The sequence below is a fragment of the Pseudoalteromonas sp. APM04 genome, assembly GCF_022809815.1.
In the GTDB taxonomy this organism is placed as follows: domain Bacteria; phylum Pseudomonadota; class Gammaproteobacteria; order Enterobacterales; family Alteromonadaceae; genus Pseudoalteromonas; species Pseudoalteromonas marina.
On the sequence record NZ_CP094441.1, the window covers coordinates 3,209,224 to 3,226,367 of the forward strand.

The 17,144-nt window shown below is 40.2% G+C and carries 13 protein-coding genes; 3 read left to right on the forward strand and 10 right to left on the reverse strand.

Going from position 1 to position 17,144, the window contains the following annotated elements:
* Entirely contained in the window at positions 1–1,491 is a 1,491-nt protein-coding gene (gene glpD / locus MTP24_RS14830; RefSeq protein WP_010557678.1) for a glycerol-3-phosphate dehydrogenase, read from the forward strand.
* 75 nt (positions 1,492–1,566) lie between these two features.
* Here glpD and MTP24_RS14835 read toward each other — a convergent pair whose 3' ends face one another.
* On the reverse strand, positions 1,567–2,511 hold the full coding sequence (locus MTP24_RS14835; protein WP_010557677.1) for a 2-dehydro-3-deoxygalactonokinase: 945 nt from the start codon (positions 2,509–2,511) through the stop codon (positions 1,567–1,569).
* 3 nt (positions 2,512–2,514) lie between these two features.
* Positions 2,515–3,273, reverse strand: a complete 759-nt coding sequence (locus MTP24_RS14840) for an SDR family NAD(P)-dependent oxidoreductase (protein WP_010557676.1) — start codon at positions 3,271–3,273, stop codon at positions 2,515–2,517.
* A gap of 196 nt (positions 3,274–3,469) precedes the next feature.
* On the opposite strand from MTP24_RS14840, the gene MTP24_RS14845 reads away from it, so the two are divergent.
* Complete coding sequence (locus MTP24_RS14845; protein ID WP_243531935.1) at positions 3,470–4,171, forward strand: FadR/GntR family transcriptional regulator; 702 nt, start codon at positions 3,470–3,472, stop codon at positions 4,169–4,171.
* A gap of 60 nt (positions 4,172–4,231) precedes the next feature.
* Here the strand turns inward: MTP24_RS14845 and MTP24_RS14850 are convergent, their stop codons facing one another.
* The 7 genes from MTP24_RS14850 to MTP24_RS14880 all read right to left on the reverse strand — a co-directional run bounded on the left by MTP24_RS14850 (position 4,232) and on the right by MTP24_RS14880 (position 15,103).
* On the reverse strand, positions 4,232–6,364 hold the full coding sequence (locus tag MTP24_RS14850; protein ID WP_243531938.1) for an alpha-galactosidase: 2,133 nt from the start codon (positions 6,362–6,364) through the stop codon (positions 4,232–4,234).
* Positions 6,365–6,669: 305 nt separating this feature from the next.
* The gene (locus MTP24_RS14855) at positions 6,670–8,133 is read right to left on the reverse strand and encodes an SLC5 family protein (RefSeq protein WP_243531940.1); all 1,464 of its coding nucleotides are present in this window, start codon (positions 8,131–8,133) and stop codon (positions 6,670–6,672) included.
* Between the two features lie 2 nt (positions 8,134–8,135).
* Entirely contained in the window at positions 8,136–8,885 is a 750-nt protein-coding gene (locus MTP24_RS14860) for a SapC family protein (RefSeq protein ID WP_010557672.1), read from the reverse strand.
* A 22-nt stretch (positions 8,886–8,907) separates the two neighbouring features.
* Positions 8,908–10,449: a tryptophan halogenase family protein gene (locus tag MTP24_RS14865; protein WP_058429997.1), complete on the reverse strand. Its 1,542-nt coding sequence runs from the start codon at positions 10,447–10,449 to the stop codon at positions 8,908–8,910.
* An 81-nt stretch (positions 10,450–10,530) separates the two neighbouring features.
* Positions 10,531–13,311 carry a TonB-dependent receptor gene (locus MTP24_RS14870; protein WP_010557670.1) on the reverse strand — a complete coding sequence of 927 codons (2,781 nt, stop codon included), beginning with the start codon at positions 13,309–13,311 and terminating at the stop codon, positions 10,531–10,533.
* Between the two features lie 212 nt (positions 13,312–13,523).
* Positions 13,524–14,489, reverse strand: coding sequence for an aldose epimerase family protein (locus tag MTP24_RS14875; protein WP_243533735.1), 966 nt, complete (start codon positions 14,487–14,489; stop codon positions 13,524–13,526).
* Between the two features lie 224 nt (positions 14,490–14,713).
* A complete protein-coding gene (locus MTP24_RS14880) occupies positions 14,714–15,103 on the reverse strand; it encodes an acyl-CoA thioesterase (RefSeq protein ID WP_006791310.1) in 390 nt (129 codons plus the stop codon).
* Positions 15,104–15,136: 33 nt separating this feature from the next.
* Here MTP24_RS14880 and MTP24_RS14885 point away from each other — a divergent pair, with 33 nt between their 5' ends.
* Positions 15,137–15,841 carry a 2OG-Fe(II) oxygenase gene (locus MTP24_RS14885; RefSeq protein WP_006791311.1) on the forward strand — a complete coding sequence of 235 codons (705 nt, stop codon included), beginning with the start codon at positions 15,137–15,139 and terminating at the stop codon, positions 15,839–15,841.
* A 61-nt stretch (positions 15,842–15,902) separates the two neighbouring features.
* On the opposite strand, the gene MTP24_RS14890 is transcribed toward MTP24_RS14885, so the two are convergent.
* Complete coding sequence (locus tag MTP24_RS14890; protein WP_243531943.1) at positions 15,903–17,138, reverse strand: cysteine desulfurase-like protein; 1,236 nt, start codon at positions 17,136–17,138, stop codon at positions 15,903–15,905.
* Positions 17,139–17,144: the final 6 nt, after the last annotated feature.

A 17,144-nucleotide genomic window follows, 5' to 3' on the forward strand; every position in this document is an offset into this window, starting at 1 on the left:
GTGGAATTAGCAGATAACGAATACGACCTACTCGTCGTCGGTGGTGGTGTAAACGGCACAGGAATAGCAGCTGATGCAGCTGGCAGAGGTTTAAAGGTACTTTTGTGTGAACAATCGGACCTTGCTTGTGCGACATCGTCAAATAGTTCTAAGTTAATCCACGGTGGTTTACGTTACCTTGAGCATTATGAATTTAGATTAGTAAAAGAAGCTTTAGCTGAACGAGAAGTGCTGCTTAAAAATGCCCCTCATATTATGTGGCCACTTACTTTTAGATTACCACATCAGTCGCATTTACGCCCTGCATGGATGATCCGCATTGGCTTGTTTATGTACGACAACCTAGCCAAGCGCGAAACACTGGCTGGTTCTCGAGGTATTAAATTTGGCGAAAATAGCGTGCTAGAGCCATCTATTGTAAAAGGTTTTGAATACTCAGATGGATGGGTTGATGACTCTCGTTTAGTTATTTTAAATGCCCTTTCTGCACAAGAAAAAGGCGCTACCATTGCTACACAAACCAAGTGTGTAAAAGCTAAACGTGAGCAAAATAAATGGCAGGTAACGCTTGAGCAACAAAATACTAAAAGTAAATACACTGTATCAGCTAAAGGCATTGTTAATGCAGCAGGTCCGTGGGTTGCAAAATTATTTGATGAAGCGCTAATTGAAAAATCACCACAAAATATTCGCCTTGTAAAAGGCAGCCACATTGTAGTGCCTCGCATTCACGACGAGAAAGAAGCCTATATTTTACAAAATAAAGATCAAAGAATTGTATTTGTTATTCCATTTGAAGATGACTATTCGTTAGTTGGCACAACCGATGTAGAGCATAACGGCGCAGCTCAAGATGTTAAAATTAGTGATGAAGAAATCGATTACTTAATCGATATTACTAACAGCTACTTTAAAAACCACATTAAACGCGAAGACATAGTTCATACTTTTTCAGGTGTACGCCCGCTACTAGATGACGAATCTATTAATGCGCAAGCCGTAACACGTGACTACAAGCTAGAGCTTTCAAGTGAGAGTAAACACACTCCATTATTAAGCGTATTTGGTGGAAAAATTACCACTTACCGTAAACTGGCAGAAGCCGCTGTTGATAAGTTAGAAGACTTTTATCCGCAAATGGGTAAAGCATGGACTAAACACAGTGCATTACCTGGTGGCGACTTTGATAATGTTGAAGCACTGACTCAAGAGCTTAAATCTTTATACAACTGGCTACCAGAAGTGACGTTGAAGCGTTTTGTGCGTACGTATGGCACACGTACAAAAATTATTTTAGGTAATGCCACACAACTCAGTGATTTAGGACATGACTTTGGCCATGGCTTATTTGCTGCTGAAGTTGATTACTTACTAAAACAAGAGTGGGCTGGTAATGCTTACAACATTTTATGGCGTCGCAGTAAACTGGGTTTACGTTTTAGCGATGAGCAGATTACAGTTTTAAATAATTATATTGAAACACTCAATTAATAAGCCGTTTCATTATCACTATTCCCCGTTTTCCCCTTTATGGCTAACAAATTATAAAGGGGCTTTTATTCTTAACTATTCAGCCGACTGATATAGGTAGTTAAACCCACTAAGCGTTGCCGATTTAATATCAAACTCACTACACTGTACCCCTATTTTTGTAAGCGCCTTGGTAAAACACGTGTTAAGTTGCTTAGTGCCAATAACCACAACCTGTGTGTTGCTAAGTAGTTGCCATTCACTTGCATAACGTGCTGCGCGTACATCGCTGCCAATTAGTACACCCGATAGGTATGCTTTAGCTTGAACAGGGGTTAATTCTTTAGACAGTTGGCGTGTTCGCACACTAAAAATACCATGGGCTAAATTTCCGCTATCACTACCCAATGTTAAATCGCAGCCTTGCTCAAACGCTTGCCAATCAAATTCACCTTCAGCGCAATCATCAGGAATTAATACGCTTTGATGACATAACAGGTCGTATAACTCACCGGTCATAGCGGTTTTAAAACATATTATTTTACCATTGTTAATTAGTACCCACTTGGTATGCGTACCAGGTAAACACAGTAAAATTTTGCCCGTTTGATACTGCTCGTTTTGTTTTAAAAAACCCAGTATTTGTAATTCTTCACCTCGCATGACATCAATTAGCGTGTTTTGTAACGTGCATTTTGTGCCTGGTAAGGCATTAATGGTGTGCCCTTCACATTCAAAGCTAACAGCAGCATCAAGCAAGCCTTCAGGGTTAATTGGGCACTCTAGATAAGGGGTTTCATGCCAACCAATCGTTGATGTAATTTGGCCTGCAATATAAATAGGTAGTACACCATATTGCGCTGTCCAAGGTGTAATTGCGTGAATGAGTGTTTGTTGAAAGTGTTGATTAACTTTTACAACGCCAGGCCCGTCACATTGATCAATTAACGTTAACTCACTGCCCTCACCTACTTTACACAAGTAAGCACGTAAATGACTTGTGCCCCAGTCAACGGCTATAAACAAAGTTGAAGTAGTCAAACTTTAAAGTCTCCCACCGTCAATTTTAATGCCTTGCCCGGTGATCATACTGCTTTCATCGGCGGCTAAAAAAAGCGCTAAATTAGCGACGTCGTCTGGCGTTACTAATTTTTTAAGCGCCATAGCTTCCATCCATTTTACTTGCTCTTCTTCGGTGAACCAGCTTGCTAATTGGCGCTCGGTTGCAACCCAGCCTGGTAATATGGCATTAACGCGAATACCAAACTCACCATAGTCACGAGCGAGTGCTTTGGTCATACCTATTAAACCCGCTTTGGCGGTTACATAACCTGCCATTTGCGGTTGGCCCATAATGGCATTGATAGAGCTAAAATTAATAATACTGCCAGCACCTTCTTGCTGCATAAACGACATAGCCACTTGAGAGGCAAAAAAAGCAGGATTTAAATTAATTTGTAAACACTGGTCCCAATCTTTAACCGTCACGTCTTCACTGGCTTGACGACGGTCGTTTGCCACATTATTTACAAGTACATTTACGCTACCAAGGGCAGCACACGCATCGACCAGTGACTTTTGCAAATCGTTCGAATCAGTGACATCAACTTGCCTGTACCATAAATTAGCATCGGGTAAATCGCTAATGAGTGCTTGCGCCGCTTCATCATCTATATCAATAAATGCTACTTTGGCTTGCTGTTTAACAAACGACTCAACCATGGCTCTGCCAATGCCTGACGCACCACCAGTGATAAAAATAACCTTGCCTGAAAGACTGTGATATTGAGCTTGAGTGTTCAAATTAAATTTCCTTGCAGCATGTTTTCAGTTCAACTTAAACCCTTTAAAAACGATTACTTAAAGAAAAAGAGCCAAACCAAGTTGTTATTGCTGTGTTAAAATAATTAGCGATTTAAAAGTTTATACCATATCCTTACGTACATTAATATGATATATGATATATAATTAAGCAATAATGAACTCGGAAATTCGCACGATGAAAACTCAACCTCGCCAAAATTTAACTCACCAACTAACCCATGATTTAGGGTTTGCAATAGTGCGGGGCGTGTATCCTGTAAGCGAAGGATTACCATCGGAAGCTGATTTATGCATTAAGTACAATGTAAGCCGCAGTGCAACGCGCGAGGCAGTAAAAATGCTCTCTGCTAAAGGGCTTATTTCATCGCGTCCAAAGCAAGGTATTCGTGTATTACCAGAAAGTAGTTGGAATATGTTTGATACCGACGTACTTCGTTGGATTTTAAGCAGCAAACCGTCACTATCATTATTAAAAGAATTTACCCAAGTACGTGTTGCACTTGAACCACAAGCAGCCGCGTTAGCCGCAATAAGCGCTACGCCAGAGCAGCTTGCAGAAATTGATAACGCACTTGCGCGCATGGCTGATGCCGATGAAGGGTTAGACGATCCGTTAGAAGCCGACATCGCCTTCCATACCAGTATTTTAGTAGCCAGTAACAACCGATTTTTTGTACAGCTGACTGAATTTATTAGTACTACTCTCAGAGTGAGTATTCGTTACACTAACCATATTAAAGGTGTACCAGGCGCTGACGTAACTAAACACGCTGATATTTTAGACACAATTAAATCTGGGAATCCCGAGCGCGCTAAAAAAGCAGTCGAAACAATTTTAGAAGAAGCGCTAGAGCTCATCGAATCTAAACTCGATTGATGACTAAAAAATATCATTAAAAAAGGGAGCTACTTAGCTCCCTTTTTACTGCTTAATATTTTAAGCTTTAGTAAGCTCAAAAATAAGTGATGTTTGCGGGAATGAAATTGGCATTTGTAGGCCAAATTCCATTAACGCTTCACCGGTAAATGTTTGCCCGTTGACGGCGGCAATAGACGAAGGGCGGTATTCTTCAAATTTAATAGGCCACACTAAATTAAGTGTGTACTGTGTATCTGCATCTAAACCAACAAAACGAAGCTTATTAGGCGCGGTACGCGGTGTTTCGCGTACACTGTTGTACGCAAATAACGCTTTTGATTTATGCTCGTCTATTAAACCAAAGTTAATAGATAAATCGTCGCTATCGAGGCGGTATAAATCGGCAGCATGAATAAATTCACGGTGCTCTTTATGCAGCGCAATAGCCGCTTTAAGCGCATTGTATTCGTGATCGGTGAGTTCACGTGGATCCATTTCAATTCCCATGTGGCCAAACATGGATACCGCAGCACGCATTTCAATGCTCACATTACGCCCTGTAATATGACAATCACGTGGGCCTACGTGTGCACCCATAACCGACGATGGGAAGAAGAACGAACAACCACGTTGAATTTCAAGACGGTCAAGCGCATCGTTAGAATCTGACGTCCATACACGGTCTGTGTGTGCAAGCACACCATAATCTACACGTGCACCACCTGACGAACAGCTTTCTATTTCAAGGCCTGGATGCGCCGCTTTAATGCGATCGATTAAGCGATACAGCGCCAGTGTTTGCTGATGTACCGCAGGCTTACCATCAAAATTACCCGCATGGTTAATATCGCGGTTCATATCCCATTTAATATACTTAATTTTTGGGTACTCAACCAAAATATCGTCAATGGCTTTGTATAAATATTCAACCACCTCAGTGCGCGTTAAATCAAGCACAAGCTGGTTTCTAAAGCTCAGTTGCTCGTTATTTTCTGAGCCTAAGACCCAATCAGGGTGAGCGCGGTATAAGTCGCTATCTGGGTTAACCATTTCTGGTTCAAACCAAATACCAAATTCCATGCCTAAGCTATTTACATGATCGATGACTGGCGATAAACCATCTGGGTAAATTTCGTAATCTACTGTCCAATCACCTAAGCCTGCAAAATCACCGCGGCGACCTTTAAACCAACCATCGTCTAGAACAAAACGCTCAATACCTAATGGTGCTACTTTATCGGCTAACTGCTTAAGCGTATCTACATCGTGGTCAAAATAAATACCTTCCCACGTGTTGTAATGCACCGGGCGTGTTTTTTCACGCTGTGCTTGGCTAAGTAAATTAGCCTTAACAAACTGATGAAAATTACGCGAAAGCGCGCTAAAGCCGTCGCTTGAAAACGAGCCATAAATACGTGGGCTCTGATACGTTTGGCCTTTAGCAAGGGTTAGCTCGCCCGGTAATAATAACTCACCCATTTGCACATAACGGCGCCCTTCTGGTAGTAGTTCAGCGCGTAGCTTGTTGTTACCACTCCAGCCTAAATGAAAGCCATAACACTCGCCTTGTTGCTCGCCTGCGCCTTCGCTATGAACTAATAAACCAGGGAATACGTCGTGCGATGTTTTACCTTTACGATTTTCGCGTACAAAGCTGCCTAACACTAAATCGACAGATTGACGTTGAAATTCGTTTGACCAACGCCCTTCAAAACTTACAATTTTGTTAACGCTATCGGGTAGCTGAAATGTGGGTGCTGCACAAAAATTAACGCTTAGTGGAGAATCACTTAAATTAGTTAATACCGTATGCGCGCTTAACACATTGGTATTGTTATCAAGCGTAATACTATGAACGACTTCAATTCCACGTAATGTATCTTCACTTACAAACTCAAGCGTTGATGATGATGGCTGACTAACCTCTTTTAACTTTGGCCCTACAGACCAAGCAATAGAGTCGTTTACAAGCTCAAGGCCAGGTGCACCAGTAAAGCCCTCACCTAAAAGTGGAGAAAGAGAAATAGGCGCTTCTTCAACTGAGGCACATTTTACCTCTTGACGGGTAGCAAGCTGAGCAAGCATCAACTCAGTTGTTTGCTCTGATAGGCGTTTACCAAAATACAGTAACGCAGGTGTTTTACTTTGGCAGTTGAAAATAACGGTGCTGTTTACACTGTCTAATCGATAAAATGATTTAGTGTTGGCCATGATTTTCCTATCCTCTTATTCATTGTGTGAGTTATTAATATACCGAGATGATGTTAGCGATAGGCGTTAACGCGATCTCTAAAGTGTTCAGGCACAATCTGATAGATGGCGAACATTAATAATAGTATATATCATATAAATTTAGTTTTAATAGTTTTTCTATCGCAAATACTGAGATAAAACCACTGGATATACTACTTAGGTTTCATTTGATGGTTAACTATAGTGATAATCACATTCTTTAAAATAAAAAATCGGCCAAAGCTATACTTTGGCCGATTATATTAATGTCGATTAGTTAACGTTTATTGTTTTACTGTGTCGTCAATTGCTGAAGATTTACCCGCCCATTGCGCGTTTAATCCAAACACGACTTTATTCACAGTTAATGCAAATGCCACACACACAAACAACGTCACTGGCATTAAATGAATATAGTGAATAGTAGTGTGAAGCGGTGAGCTTTCAAATGTCAGCATGCCATACATAACAACACCTAAAATTACAGCGGCAATACCCGCTCGTGCATCTACATTTTTAAACAACAAGCCAACCACAAAAATTGAGAATATAGGCATACTTAGTAAGCCGTTTAGCTGCTGTAGTAAGTTAATAATGCTGTCAGCTTGCTGGTAAATAGGTACAAGCACCAACGTCAAACTAGTTAATAATAATGTGACATAACCACTTAGCTTTACAACACTTGGTTCTTTATTAAAATATGCTTCGTGAATATCACACACATATAATGCCGTAGATGAGTTTAGTAAACTGTTATAAGTTGAAAGCACTGCTGCAGCCATTGCTGCGGCAAACACACCTGTTAACCATGTAGGCATTACATCGCCAACAATTCGTCCATATGCGGCATCACCAATATCGCCATACAACTTGTAAGAAATAATACCAGGTAGCACCACGATTGCCGGAACAATCAAAAGGCGAATACCTGCTGCCGCAAATATCCCTTTTTGCGCTTCTTTGACACTAGGTGCTGCCATAGCGCGCTGTGTAATCGTTTGATTAGTTCCCCAGTAAAACATCTGAATGAATATCATACCAGTCAGTAGCGTTGGCCAAGGGATAGGCGAATCAGGCCCGCCAATTAACGTTAAGCGCTCTTGTGGGATGCCGCTAAAGTCGTAATCAATTGCGTTAAGCGCTAAGAACACGACTAGTATTGCCATACCTAGCACGAGTAGCCCGTTGTATGTATCTGACACCGCAACTGCACGTAGCCCACCAAAAAAGGCATAAATGGCACCTACAATAGCAAAAGCGGTTGCTATGTACATTAATGGTATATCAACTTTAAACATGGTTTGCATAAATAGCGAACCCGAGTAAATAACCGCAGGCATGTAAATGAGTGCATTTCCTGTAAAAAACAAACTACCAATAACGGCACGGATATGCTTATTGTTGTAGCGCTTTTCTAATAACTCAGTGGTTGTTGTGCAGTTATATTTGTAATAAACAGGAATAAACACTTTAGCCAATAATATTAGACCTATAATCGCCGCAAGCTCCCACCAAACTAATAAAGCCATTTGGTTCCCATTCATGCCAACTAACTGGTCTGTACTTAAATTAGTAAGCGTGATTGAGCCTGCAACAAATATCCAAGTTAAACCGCCTCCTGCTAAAAAATATTCTTTATTTTGAGTTTGCTCACTACGCCCCTGATCGCGGCATTTTAAGTATGTAAATAAACCAATTAGGCCCGTTACAATAGCAAAAACTAACACTTGGATCATACTATCAGACATTTTTACTCTCCTGCATTAGCGCGCATTTGCACACCTAATATCGTATTTTCTGAGCAATGGTTATGGTGTTTAATTAAGCGGTTAACTTGAACTAGCGACGATAACATTGCATGGATAGGTAATAAGTAATTTTGTTTATTAAGCTCAACAATATCAGTGTCTGGCAGTTTTCTTAGGGCTTCTTCGTCGATTGTGTAGATGCCTTTTACTCGTGTTTTCTTTCCATCACTAAAATTAATAACCAATTCTATTTCTTTAAGTAAGCTCAAAGAGAGTAACTTTTGGGTAAATTCATGTGAAACCTGTTCCTGCTGATAATACTCACTCATTTTATCTTGAACTTGATGCAAAAATTGGCTCGGTTCGCCATTTTGAAATAAAGCTTCGCCCTGTGAATTATTCACATAGTCGCTTTGTTCATTTATGTAAATAGTGAGTGTTTTATCTTTTTCTGGATCTGGCCCTAACTCAAACGGGGCTCTTAAAAACGCTGAAGGAACATGAACTGCTAGCCACTCTTGTTCTGTGAAGAACACATTATGGCCAGCGACTAAACCAAGCAATCCGACAGCGCGAAATTGCCCTTGAGTAGGCTCTTTCATATAAACAACGGGAAAGCTACTCGCAGCTGCGCCAAACTCATGAACAACTAATGATGCGTGGTGCTGATTTTTTGAAAAGCCGAAATTGCTATGTGGTTTTATTTTTATATCCTGATGTTTTGCAGGATCAAGTAGTACATAGTTAGACATGTTTATCTCTCATCAAAGGGAATTACAGTTTTGCAAAACCCAATGAATTTACTTTATTAATAAGATCTCTGTGAGTGGGCAAATTATATTTCAGCTGATCTATACGTATTTTTGTCATCTGTAGCTGTTTTTTTGCTAACTCACCTTGATTATAAATATGTTCCATTTGACTAAAGTCAGACTTAAACCCAACACCATATAAGATGTACTGATAGCTAGCAGCACTAAATGCTTCTACATTATCAGTAAAGTCATACTCGCTTGGGGAGCTATAACGCCAAATAGACAATAACTCTTGCAAAGAATTAGGAATACTCTGTGTATCGCGATGCTCAAGCCAAAACGGTTCAGTACGCTCACTCAAAGCATAATGCAACTTAAGAAAATCAATTACACCGCGCCACTTTTTCAACATGATCGCATTAAAACGTTTTGCAGTAATAGGCATCAATTCTTTATTTGGAGGCAATTGATCCGCGATATAATTTGCAGACGCTTCAATAAGCATGAGCGCTGATGCCTCTAGTGGTTCTAAAAAACCTGCAGCTAAGCCAACAGCAACACAATTATTCTTCCAGAAAATTTTTCGATGCCCTGGTTTGAAATTTATTTTTTTAGCTGTTTTTACCTCTTCCAAGCCAATGTAATTCGCAAGTGTTTTGCGAGCTTGTTCTTCTGAACAATGTTTACTCGAATACACATAACCAACACCACGACGTTCTTGTAAGCCAATATCCCATATCCAACCCGCCTCTTGAGCTGTTGAAATAGTATGACAAGCAATAGGGTCATTTTCATTGATATAAGGAACTTGAGTGGCTATGGCCGTATCAGCTAAAAAAACATCATCGCATGGAACAAACGGAACTTTTAGAGTTTCACCAAGCAACAAACTTCGCATACCTGAGCAGTCTACAAATAAGTCAGCTAGTTGTGCGCCATGTTCTTTGGTCTGTAAACAACTGATATCACCACATGGAGCTTGCTCAATACGATCAACGGTATCGCTAATGTGCTCAACACCAAGTTCACTAATACAGTGCTTTCGTAATAAAGCGATAAACTTTGCCGCATCTAAATGGTAGCCATAATTAGCTATCACTTCGTACTCTTTATTCGCAATAGTTTTCGGGGCTAACCCCTGTTCACATAAATATTGCTGAAAGCTGACGGCTTCAGAAAACGAGCAAGTAGGCTCAACTACAGACTGCCAGTAAGGTGCTGGATCAACTTTATTAAACCCTTGTGGTTCTGTAAACGGGTGATAATAGACATCATCTTTTGCATTTACCCAGTTAACAAACTTACTAGCTTGTTTGAAAGTAGCTCCGCATTCACGCATAAATTGCGTTTCTGAAATTCCCAACTGCGATAATGTTTTACGCATCGTTGGCCATGTCCCCTCACCAACGCCAACTACTGAAATTTCAGGCGATTCAATTAGGGTAACTTTAATGCCTTGGTTGGATAGATTGCTAGCGTGTTTCTTTGCAAGAATGCCTGCAGTTATCCACCCTGCTGTACCACCACCCAGGACAATAATTCGATTAATAACACCAGACAAAGCGTTTACCTTTTCATTGCATGTTAAACTTTAAGAAAAAAGGGGGGTAAATCCCCCCTTTAAACTTACATCATAACCTGACTAGAACGAGCCTCGAATACCTAGTGCATAGCGAGAACCTGAACGAACTTGTTCAGTAAAGTGACTTGCTAAGCTACCGTGTTTAGACGTGTACTCATCAGTAATATTGATACCTTCAAGAATAACTGTAAGGTTGTCGTTTATGTCATAACTGGCGCTAATATCCCACTGTCCATAAGTATCTACGTACTCAGGCTCACCAGTATCACCGTTACGAAGAGTTTGTAAAAACGATTCACGGTTATTGTAAGCAATACGAGCTTGGAAACCGTCTTTTTCATAGAAACCAATTAAGTTTTGTGAATCACCTAATCCTTCTAACTGAAAGCCATCTTCACTATCACTATTAACAATAGTTGCATTTGCTTGGAAACCAAAACCATTTTCAAACGTATGAGTCCAGGCCATTTCTAGACCTTCAACTTGTGCAGTCGCACCATTACGTGGACGACTTACTTCAAAATCATAGCTTCCACTTGCTAAAGAGAAAGACTCTGTAGCCGGTGTTACTGTGATAAAGCCTTCAACATCTTTGCTGAAAATACCAAAAGATACGGCGCTTGCATCATCATAGTACCACTCGTATGACATATCCCAGTTTGTTGATAGGAATGGAGTCAAATTAGGGTTACCACCGCTCGCCAGTAAAATATCTGGACGGGTTGTGCCTATATTTGTAACTGGACGCATTGCTTCTAATGTCGGACGAGTAATCGTTTCTGAGTAAGCAAAACGTAACAACATATCATCTTCAACTTCAAACTTAGCGTTTAAGCTAGGAAGTAAGTTGGTGTAAGAGTTTTTAAGCGTAATTGGAACAGAAGCTCGTTGGCCGTTTGCATCTTCAATATAAACTTGGTCAAGGATTGTACCGTCTAGTGGGTTTTGAGCAATATCAACTAATGTAGCCTGGTTACCCGATGCTGTAGTTGTAGTTTCACTGTAGCGAACACCAACATTTACAGTCCATGGTATATCACCTAAATCACCTTGGAATACAAAGTCAGCATAAGCAGAAAATATTTCTTCTTCTATTTCAAAACTTGTACCTAACTCAACCGGCGTATAACCATTTAACGCTGCAAACGCTGCAATATTTGCATCTGCATCATCACCGCGGTTGGCTGACTGACCAGAAATAGCGGCATCAGATTCTAGGTACGATAAGTAATCATCTACGTTGTAACCAAAGAATGATGATGGAATACCATTAAACCAACCATTTGGTGTAACTAGATATGCTAAGTCATCTGGAACATCTAGACCGTAACCACAGTAGAAACAATTTGGTAAGCTTGGCGATTGGAATACTTTAGCTTCTTTTGTTCTATCTTGTGTATACACACCGTAGCGTAACTGAGTAAACGTTTCGCTATTTGGTGTATAGGTGAAATCTGCACGCATTTCTGTGATTTCATCAGTTCGTTCATCACCTCCACGCTCTACGTAGTGAGCACGAAGTTTACTTGAGTCTGCTTGAGTGAATGGGCCGTTAATTCCATCAGAAGATAACCCCGGTAAATCACCACCACCAGTGAAGTCATATGTATAACCGTTTGCGTAACCCATTACGGTGAAAACACGACTTTGATCGCCACTTAAATCTTCAGCTTTAGAAGTAGAAATATCAATATCTACTTTTAATTGATCTGTTAATTTCCAATCAGCATTAAAGCCAAAAGATTGAATTTTAACATTGCGGTCTAAACCTTGTTGAACAAAGTCAGTTGCACCTGAACCACCACCATTTGGATCGTCAAACGCATTGTGTGACCAATAAGTTACTGTTTCTGTTGATGGATCTACCTGAAAATCACGGAAGTTACCTGGAGTAAACCAGTTTGCATAGTTACTTACTTGAGACTCAACTTCAAATTTTGAATAAATACCGTCAAACGTTAAAGTTAGATCATCGCTAGCAGCGTATTGAAATACCAGTGTACCACTTGTGCGTGTGCGGTCTTCAACGTTTGATGTTAAATCTAAATTACGTGGTACCCATACATTAAATGCTTCTTTACCTGTACCTGCAGCAGCATCAAAGTCATTTGTTTGGATACGGTCGACACGGTAAAAGCCACGTGTATCAGCTTGGTTAATTTGTGCATCACGCTTTTGTACTGATAAAGAGGCTAGTACGCCTAATTTATCTTCCATAAAGGTGTCACTTATGAGGCCTGAAAATGCAGGGGTTGTGCTTTCAGATAAGCTGTCGTAAGTTGCTTTTACATTACCCACAGCTTTGAAACCGTCCAAATCAAAAGGCTTAGCTGTATTTAAATTAATGTATGAACCAATACCACCTTCTTGATTAGCAGCATTTGATGTTTTGTAGATATCTGCACCTGAAATTAGCTCTGAAGCAAGTGTGTCGAAGCTAAACTCACGGCCAGCTCTTTCCGACGCCATTTGACGGCCATTAACAGTAACCAGGTTAAACTGAGGGCCAAAACCACGCACAGATATAAGCTGACCTTCACCACCGCTTCGGTCAATAGCAACACCTGTAATACGTTGTAGTGACTCTGCTACGTTTTGATCAGGAAATTTACCAAGATCTTCCGCCGAAATACCATCAGAAACGATGAGCGCTTCTTTCTTATCAGAAAAAGAACGCTTAAGGCTACTTATTAAGCCGCGTACTTCAATGACTTCGATATCTTTTTCTGCTGTAGCTCCCTCTGCCTCTTGAGCTGCAACATGGCCGCTTGCCAGTACACCAGCGATAGCTAAACTGAGTGCGGTTTTCTTGTTGAACGATAACTTATTGTTAATTATCATTTTTTAAAAACTCCTGATTGTGTGTAGTTATTTTGTCGTTATGTTGATTGAATAGCTTCAAAATTATTTCAAATACTATTTATATTATAAATACTTTAAACAAAGCAAAAGTGCAACCTTTTCCTTAATAATACGTATCACTTCATTACTATTGATTTTCTTTTTGTTTTCTTTTAATTAACATTAAAATCAAATTAAGGTGTTGAGTTTAATTACGAAAATGCATAAATAATAACCTGATTATATTCTTCATCAGGCAATAAATTAGCTTTAGGATAATTTTCGCGATTTGGCGCATCAGGCCAATTTTGCGCTTCAAGGCACAGTGCTTGTCGCGGCTTAAAAGGAGCACCAACAAAGTTTGCTGTGTATAACTGCATGCCTGGCTGAGTGCTTTTGAGTGTTAAATTAATACCGGTTTGCTGCGACGTTAAAGTAGCCATGGTATGAAGGCTGTCGTCGTTTTCAAATACATAGCAGTGATCTAAACCATTAGCTGCATCTAATTGGGTGTGACTTTGCGTTAATGTATCTTTAACTAATTTTGGCGTAATGAAATCAAAGCAGCTATTTGCAACGGGGGCAGGCCCGTCCAATGGGATGCTGTGCTCATCAATGGGTAAATAGTGGGTCGCATTTACCTGAAGTAAATGGTTAGTAATAGTATCGCTGCTCTCAAGATTAAAATAGCAATGGTTAGTGAAGTTAACGAGAGTTTCTTTATTGCAAGTCGCTTTAAACTTAAGTAGAAGCTGCCCATTTTCTGCAGTAATGGTTTGCCATACTTTTAACTCTCCAGGAAAACCCTCTTCGCCATCCTCTGAGCAATAATAAAGCTCAACCTCACTGTCGGTTTGTTTGGTTACTTGCCAAAGTACTTTATTAAAGCCTTTAACGCCGCCGTGTAGGCTATTAGGGCCGTTATTTGCTTCCAGTTGATACTGCGAGCCAGATAAGTTAAAACGCCCTTCAGCGATACGATTAGCGTATCGACCTACTGTAGCGCCTAAATAAAATGGGTTTTCAAGATAGTACTGAGGATCGTCGACGCTAAGCGTCATTTCTTGGTTTTTAAATTTAATGCTTTTAATTATTGCACCAAATGGCAATATTTCGGCAGTTAGATTCTTAGAGTCACTAAGCCGTATAACCCGCATTGGTTCATCAATGGTTGTCATCGTCACGCACATTCCTCAAAAGTTACCTAGAAAACTATATTAGTTAGATAAGGCAGCTATATATATTATAAATAGTATATAACTCATATTGGTAACTCAATTAAAAAACGTTAAATTTTTTAATAAAATTTACAATTGCGCTATTTATTTAACGTTAATACTGACTACCTTTTTATAATTGGCTAAGTTGAAATGTGCGTAACACCGCAGTATCGGTTTGTAAATTAAGCCATATGCTTCTCAAGTGCTGCTTTTTCTTCAGTGCTCAAAGCTTGCTTAGCTCTTTCAGCAAAGTTATATCTGACCATTACAACCTTTCCAATTGCACAGCATTTATCATGCTGAAATGCCTCTTGCTTGAGTACAAAAGAGCTTTTTCCTATGTGATCTACAGACGTTTTAATCGTGATCTCGTGGCCATAAAATAACTCCCCCACAAACGACACTTCTATTTTGGCAATGATTAGTTTCCAGTCATGTGGGTTTAAGTCTGGCGTAAAAAATTTAAAAATAGGGACGCGAGCGGCTTCAAACCACACGGGGAGTACGGTATTGTTGATGTGTCCGAGTGCATCTGTTTCGCTAAAGCGCGGTATCACTTTTTCAATAAACATATTAATCCAAAAATAATTATACAAAGGTAAACCATGACGGACTTTATTCGCGTTTATGAAAACGCATTGAGCGATGATTTTTGCGATAACTTTATTAATACGTTCACGCAAAGCCCGCATGTAAAACAAGGGGTTACTTCAGGCGGTGTTGATTTAAAGAAAAAAGATAGCCACGACCTACACCTAAATAGTCACCCCGAATACGCAGAGCAATTAAAACATATACAACAAACGACTGCACAACATGTTTTTAACTATATTGAAGAACATATTTTTATGATGATTGGCGCATTTGGCTTAAAGGTTTATCATCCAAAAACGGGGGAAGTAGTGGATTTAACTCAAGAAAATTTTGATGAAGTGGGTAAGCCACAGCTCCCTGTCCTTGTGCAGCAAATATTTAGATTAGGTAATATCCAAGCGCAGAAATACGAGGTAAATAAAGGGGGTTATCCTTACTGGCACAGCGAAGTGTATCCTCAGTTACAACACAATGAAGCCCTGCATCGTGTACTTTTATTTATGTTTTACTTAAACGATGTCGAGGAAGGTGGAGAAACGGAGTTTTATTATCAAAACCGTAAAATAGCCCCTAAAAAAGGCACCATGGTGATAGCGCCTGGCTACTTTACGCATACACATAGGGGTAATAAGCCAGTATCAAACGATAAGTATATTTTAACCTCGTGGGTGCTATTTAACCGTGCAGAGCAAATATATGGTGCACCTAAAAGCTAAACCAATAAATAAGCCATAAGTAACACTTATGGCTTATTTATATATTTAGTAGACGACCTATTTAACCAAGTAGCTCGTCAAACATATCAAACAGCTTATCAAGCTCTTCGACTGTGTTGTAATGCATACAACCAATACGTACTACACCGCCTGTATCAAGCACGTTTAATTGCTTACATAAACCTTGCGCGTAAAAATGTCCATCCCACACACATATATGCTGTTTGCCTAAAAACTCTGAAACGGCGCGTGGCTCAAGCCCTTCAAATGTTAAAGCAAACGTAGGGGTACGTTCGTTTAATCGATCAAAGTCATCAATACCGTATAACTTTATACGAGGGTAATTAACCAAACGCGTTAAAAAGTGCTCACTGAGCGCCATCTCGTGCTGTTTAGTTTTAGCAAACGCAGCTGTTAGCTTTTCACAGCGTGTATGGCCATCATCAAGCTCGCTAATTGCAGCAATGTAATCAACAGCGGCAATAAAGCCTGCCATTGCTTCAAAGCTTTGGGTACCTGTTTCCCAACGTCCCGGCGCTACATCTTTAGCAGGCTCTACTTTGTAAGGCGTAAAACCTTCAAGATGCTCTTTTTTACCGTACACCATCCCTAGGTGTGGCCCAAAAAACTTATACGCTGAGCAGGCTAAAAAGTCGCAATCAAGGGCTTGTACATCAATAAGCTCGTGCGGCGCATAATGTACCGCATCAACATACACAAGAGCGCCCACAGCATGAGCTAGCTCTATAATGCGTTTAATATCGTTAATTGAGCCTGTGGTATTTGAAGCATAGGTAACAGCCACCAACTTAGTCTTGCTGTTTAATAAGCTTTCAAACTGCGTCATATCTAGGCTGCAATCGGCTTCATTAATCAAGGCAGTATTAACCTTAACGCCTTTATCTTCTGCGGCTTGCTGCCATGATGACACGTTTGAGAAGTGATCGGCGTTAGTAACAATGATCTCATTACCGGCTTGCCAATCGCGCGATATAGCTCGGCTAAAACTAAAGGTAAGGCTTGTCATGTTAGGGCCAAACACAATATTTTGAGCACTTGGCGCATTGAGTAAATCGGCTGCAGCTTGGCGTGCATTTGCCATTAGCTCAACAGTTTTATCGCTTGAAAAAAACGCGCCACCTAGGTTTGAGTTGTAATGCCCTAAATAAGCAGACATTGCATTAAGCACTGACTGCGGCACTTGAGAGCCACCAGGGCCGTCCAAAAATATCGGCGATTTACCATCAACGCTTTGCATTAATGCCGGAAACTGCTCACGTAATTGCGCTATATTCATGCTCAT

What these genes read in the sequence shown, in the direction of transcription:
- MTP24_RS14860 (WP_010557672.1), bottom strand. Translation starts at nt 8,885, where the DNA reads ATGTCTAACTATGTACTACTTGATCCTGCAAAACATCAGGATATAAAA.
- MTP24_RS14885 (WP_006791311.1), top strand. Translation starts at nt 15,137, where the DNA reads ATGACGGACTTTATTCGCGTTTATGAAAACGCATTGAGCGATGATTTT.
- MTP24_RS14855 (WP_243531940.1), bottom strand. Translation starts at nt 8,133, where the DNA reads ATGTCTGATAGTATGATCCAAGTGTTAGTTTTTGCTATTGTAACGGGC.
- MTP24_RS14850 (WP_243531938.1), bottom strand. Translation starts at nt 6,364, where the DNA reads ATGGCCAACACTAAATCATTTTATCGATTAGACAGTGTAAACAGCACC.
- MTP24_RS14845 (WP_243531935.1), top strand. Translation starts at nt 3,470, where the DNA reads ATGAAAACTCAACCTCGCCAAAATTTAACTCACCAACTAACCCATGAT.
- MTP24_RS14870 (WP_010557670.1), bottom strand. Translation starts at nt 13,311, where the DNA reads ATGATAATTAACAATAAGTTATCGTTCAACAAGAAAACCGCACTCAGT.
- MTP24_RS14880 (WP_006791310.1), bottom strand. Translation starts at nt 15,103, where the DNA reads ATGTTTATTGAAAAAGTGATACCGCGCTTTAGCGAAACAGATGCACTC.
- MTP24_RS14875 (WP_243533735.1), bottom strand. Translation starts at nt 14,489, where the DNA reads ATGACAACCATTGATGAACCAATGCGGGTTATACGGCTTAGTGACTCT.
- MTP24_RS14890 (WP_243531943.1), bottom strand. Translation starts at nt 17,138, where the DNA reads ATGAATATAGCGCAATTACGTGAGCAGTTTCCGGCATTAATGCAAAGC.